Genomic DNA, 4,695 nt, shown 5'->3' on the forward strand with positions numbered 1-4,695 from the left:
CTCGCTGGGCGCCGCCGCCGCTGCCGCGCTCCTCGCCACCGACCGCTCCGAAGCGGCCCGCCTGCTCGGCGAGTTGGCCCGCGCGGGGCTGATCGACCGGGTGCGCGGGGACCGGTTCCGGCTGCACGACCTGGTGCGCGCCTTCGCCGCCGCCCGCCTCCAGGACGAGGAGGAGACGTCCGAACTGGTCGCCGCGCAGGAGCGGTTGATCGTCAGCTACTCCGAACTCGCCGACTCCGTCCTCCGGTTGGTCGACGGCAACATGTCCACCCGCTCCGACCGGTTCAGCCCGCACGGATTCACCTCCCTGGACGAGGCGTTGCGCTGGCTCGACGACGAGTCCAGCTTCATCACCGCGACCCTGCGGCACGCCGAGGGCGTCGACCAGGCCGCCGTCCTCAGTCTGCTGGGCGCCCTGTGCGACTACTGCCTGCTGCGCGGCGACCTCTACCGGCTCGGGGAGATCAGCGAGTTGGCCCAGTCCATCGACCAGAGCCTCCTGGTGCGGTCCGTGCAGTGGCGCACCGGCATCGCCGCGCGGCAGCTCGGGGAGCTGGACAAGGCGCGCACGACGCTGACGTCCGTCGTCGACCTGTACCTCGAAGCACACCACGACGCGGGGGCGGCCCGCGCCCTGTGCTCCCTCGGGATCACCCTGCACCACCAGGGGAACCTGGTGGAGGCCGCCGTGAAGCTGCGCGAGGCCCTCGACATGCAGCAGGCACCCGAGCTGGCGACCGACCGGGCCTGGACGCTGCACGCGCTGGCCGCCGTCGAGCGGGACCGGGCGCGGCTGTCCGAGGCGCTGGAGCTGCTGACCGAGTCGCTGGTGCTGCACCGGCGGGGCGGGTCGGTGCACGGGGAGGCGTGGGCGCATTACCAGTTGGGTCAGTTGGACCTGCGGCGCGGTGAAGTCGACGAGGCGTTCCGGGAGTTGGGCCGGGCTCTCGAACTGTACGGGCGTACCCGGGACTCCCGGGGTGAGGCGTGGGCGCTCACCCAGCTCGCCCGTGCCCGGCTGATGTCCGGTGAAGCGGCCCTCGCCGCCGAGGAGTTGCGGGCCGCCGCCGCCCGGCACCGGGAGAACGAGGACGCCCGTGGGGAGGCGTGGACCGTCTACTACCTCGGGCTCACCCTGGAGGAGACGGGCCAGCTCGACCGCTCCGTCCGTGAACTGGAGCGCTCCCGCACCATGTTCTCCCGCATGCGCGACGTCTACGGCCTCGCCTGCGCCCGCCACCACTCCGCCCGCGTCACCCGCGATCAGCGTGCCGCGCAGACCGGGTCCCTGCGCAACTCCGGGTTCGCCCGGCAGTTGCTGGTGGACGCGCGGGCCGACTTCCAGCGGATCGGGGTGGCGCACGGGGAGGCGTGGACGTGCCTGGAGCTCGCGGTCGTCGACGCGGGCAACGCCCGTACCGCGCAGGCGCTTTCACTGTGCGACGAGGCCATCTCGCTGTTCTCGTCCTACGGGGACCGGCGGGGCGAGGACTGGGCGCGCTTCCTGCGCTGCACCTTGTTGCCGTACGCGTCGCCGGGGGGTGTGGAGATCGGTACCGCCGTCGCGCAGGAGGAGTTGCTCCAACTCGGGCGGGAGGGGCACGCGTTGCGGGACGACAAGCTGGGGGATCTCGTCGGGGCGTACGGGCTGGTGCTGGAGCGGGGGGTCAGTCTGGAGGCGGGGTGGCAGGGGTGGCGGTTGCGGATGGTGCCGGGGCGGCATGCGCGGGAGGTGATGGGGGTGGCGGTGTCGGCGGGGGCGGCTTAGGAAGGGGTGCGGGGACGGGTGTTGCTGGTGGGGTGGTCGGCCGCATCGACGCCGGCTACGCGGGCCTGCCGGGCGGAACCGGCCTCGCCTGGAGCGGACGCCGTAAGGCGCGTGACACATATCACAATCCGCCCGGGACAGCCGTAAGGCCCGGTCGTCGCCGTGCACCGGCGGTACGACCGAGCCCCTACCCCCGGGGGTCAGCCTTTGGCGGGCTTCTCCGAGGCGTCCTCGGCGGAGCCGGTGGCCGCGGGCGACCCCGCCGGTTCCTTGAAGTCGACCCGGTTCATGTGCTTGCTCATCGACTTCATCAGGGCCCACACCGCCAACGCCATCGCGGCGAAGACGATGAAGCCGAGGACGCCGGGGGTGACCTTGTTCTCGTCGACCTCCTTGGCGAGGGGGACGAGGTGCGTCATTGCCAGGCTCACGCTTGCGCTCATGTCAGGCATTGTCGCGGATGCCCGCAAAGAGGTCGTCCTCGGGGATGGAGGTATCGACGAGAGACTTCGCCAGCTCGTACTCCTCGGTCGGCCAGACCTCCTTCTGGAGGTCCAGCGGCACCCGGAACCAGCCGCCGTCGGGGTCGATCTGCGTGGCGTGCGCGAGGAGCGCCTTGTCGCGGATCTCGTAGTAGTCGGCGCACGGGACGTGCGTGGTCAGGACGCGGTCGACGCGCTGGATCTCGTCCCACCGCTTGAGCCACTCCTCGTAAGGGGACTCCATGCCTCGGGAGATCATCGCGTCGTGCAGCGCCTGCGTACGGGGGCGGTTGAAGCCCTGGTTGTAGTAGAGCTTCTGCGGCTGGTAGGCCGGGCCGAACTCGGACTCGGGGTACTTCTCGGTGTCCGTCGCGCCGTCGAAGGCGATCACCGAGATCTTGTAGGTCATGATGTGGTCGGGGTGCGGGTAGCCGCCGTTCTCGTCGTAGGTGGTGATCACCTGGGGACGGAACGAACGGATCTTGCGGACGAGTTCCCCGGCCGCCTTGTCCTCGTCCTCAAGGGCGAAGCAGCCCTCGGGCAGCGGCGGCAGCGGGTCGCCCTCGGGCAGGCCGGAGTCGACGAAGCCGAGCCACTCCTGCTTGATGCCGAGGATCTCGCGGGCCTCGTCCATCTCCTTCTTGCGCACCTCGTGGATGTGCTCCTCGATGTACGTGTCGCCCTGAAGTTTGGGGTTGAGGATGGAGCCGCGCTCCCCGCCCGTGCAGGTCACCACAAGGACGTCCACCCCCTCGGCCACGTACTTCGCCATCGTGGCCGCGCCCTTGCTCGACTCGTCGTCGGGGTGGGCGTGGACGGCCATCAGTCGTAGCTGGTCAGTCAAGACTCATCCTCAGTCGGTCGGCACCCGCGGATCCCGGGGTGCGATAGGGGTGCTGCGCTCCCACGCGAGGGGGGCTTCTATAGTGACCGAATCGGGGGGCGAATTGTTCCGGGGCCCGGAGGACCAGTCATGAGTACGGCAAGTGCGGGTGCGCCGCAGGGTCGCTACGGCCGTACGTCCGACGCGCGGGCCGACCACCGGCTGAAGATCTTCGGCGGGGTCCTGGGCGTGCTGTTCCTCGGGATGATCGGCTGGTTCGGCTGGCACTACGTCGGCCAGAACGAGATCAGCGGGGAGCTGATCGCCTTCCAGGTCTCCGACTCCTCCGTCGAGGTGCACCTCGAAGTCCGCAAGGACTCGGGCACCAGCGGCTACTGCACGGTCCGCTCGCAGGCCAGGGACGGTTCCGAGGTCGGCCGCGCGGACTTCCGCTTCTCCGGTTCGGACACCCGGATCGACAAGGTCGTCACGCTCCGGACGACGGCCCGGGGGACGACCGCCGAGCTGCTGGGGTGCCACCCGAGCTGAGCCGGACGCTCACGCGTTCGACGTATCCCGCGCAGGGGGCTGCTCTGACCTGCGGTGACGGTTTTCCGGTGACTTATGTCCTCCCCCTTCCGCCGTCGAATTGTTAGGCTCGTGGTTTCGCCCATCCCTGAAGGAACATGCTTTGGGGTAGGGCGATGCTTTGTATTTCCGTACCTACGAGGAGCACCTGTGACCCAGACCAGCGAGAACGTCACCTGGCTGACCCAGGAGGCGTACAACAAGCTCAAGGACGAGCTTGCGTACCTTACTGGTCCCGCGCGCTCGGAGATCACCGCGAAGATCGCGGCGGCGCGCGAGGAAGGTGACCTGCGCGAGAACGGCGGTTACCACGCGGCCAAGGAAGAGCAGGGCAAGCAGGAGCTTCGCGTGCGCCAGCTCACGCAGCTGCTGGAGCACGCCAAGGTCGGCGAGACTCCGCAGTCCGCGGACGGCACGGTCGCTCCCGGCATGGTCGTCACCATCGCCTTCGACGGCGACGAGGACGACACCCTGACCTTCCTGCTGGCCTCCCGCGAATACGCCAGCACCGAGATCGAGACGTACTCCCCGCAGTCGCCTCTGGGCTCCGGGGTCATCGGGCACAAGGTCGGGGAGGACGCGGAGTACGAGTTGCCGAATGGCAAGAAGGCGGCGGTCCGCATCCTGAAGGCCGAGCCGTACAACGGCTGACGGCCCCTCCTTCCGCCCTCGACAGGCCCCCGGCGCGCTCCGATCCGCACCGGGGGCTCCGTCATACCCGGGGGCACTTCGGCGAACCGCCAGGGGTGCGGGAGGGACCACCGAACGGGGCACCGGAGTTCGGGCCGGGCCGGGGCTGAGAACGGGTGCGGGGTCCGGGCCGGGCACGGGGTCGGATGCAAGGCCGAGCGCCGGCGCGAGCGCGGGACCGGGGCCGGGACGGGAACGGGGCTGAGAACCGGTCCGGGGTCCGGGACCAGGTCCGGGACCGAACGCGGAGTCGGATACAAGGCCGAGCGCCGGCGCGGGCACGGGACCGGGGCCGGATGCGGGTCCGGGGTCCGGGACGGCGCCGGGCACGCGGTCGGATGCGG

General features: G+C 70.4%; 5 protein-coding genes. 3 read left to right on the forward strand and 2 right to left on the reverse strand.

The window, feature by feature from the left end; all coding sequences use genetic code 11:
- Positions 1-1,768, forward strand: a 1,768-nt coding sequence (locus ACVNF4_RS32595) for a tetratricopeptide repeat protein (RefSeq protein ID WP_461806488.1), incomplete at its 5' end; no start/stop codon positions are given.
- A 200-nt stretch (positions 1,769-1,968) separates the two neighbouring features.
- On the opposite strand, the gene ACVNF4_RS32600 is transcribed toward ACVNF4_RS32595, so the two are convergent.
- On the reverse strand, positions 1,969-2,220 hold the full coding sequence (locus ACVNF4_RS32600; protein ID WP_461806489.1) for a hypothetical protein: 252 nt from the start codon (positions 2,218-2,220) through the stop codon (positions 1,969-1,971).
- A complete protein-coding gene (mca, locus tag ACVNF4_RS32605; RefSeq protein ID WP_461806492.1) occupies positions 2,213-3,073 on the reverse strand; it encodes a mycothiol conjugate amidase Mca in 861 nt (286 codons plus the stop codon). The genes ACVNF4_RS32600 and mca overlap by 8 nt, the downstream gene beginning before the upstream one ends.
- A 150-nt stretch (positions 3,074-3,223) precedes the next feature.
- Here mca and ACVNF4_RS32610 point away from each other — a divergent pair, with 150 nt between their 5' ends.
- Positions 3,224-3,622, forward strand: coding sequence for a DUF4307 domain-containing protein (locus tag ACVNF4_RS32610; protein WP_461806490.1), 399 nt, complete (start codon positions 3,224-3,226; stop codon positions 3,620-3,622).
- A 189-nt stretch (positions 3,623-3,811) separates the two neighbouring features.
- Positions 3,812-4,312, forward strand: a complete 501-nt coding sequence (greA, locus tag ACVNF4_RS32615; protein WP_461806491.1) for a transcription elongation factor GreA — start codon at positions 3,812-3,814, stop codon at positions 4,310-4,312.
- Positions 4,313-4,695: the final 383 nt, after the last annotated feature.

This window comes from Streptomyces sp. S6, assembly GCF_054880855.1.

Coding starts and splice junctions, on each gene's coding strand:
- ACVNF4_RS32600 (WP_461806489.1), bottom strand. CDS start 2,220: ATGCCTGACATGAGCGCAAGCGTGAGCCTGGCAATGACGCACCTCGTC.
- mca (WP_461806492.1), bottom strand. CDS start 3,073: ATGGCCGTCCACGCCCACCCCGACGACGAGTCGAGCAAGGGCGCGGCC.
- ACVNF4_RS32610 (WP_461806490.1), top strand. CDS start 3,224: ATGAGTACGGCAAGTGCGGGTGCGCCGCAGGGTCGCTACGGCCGTACG.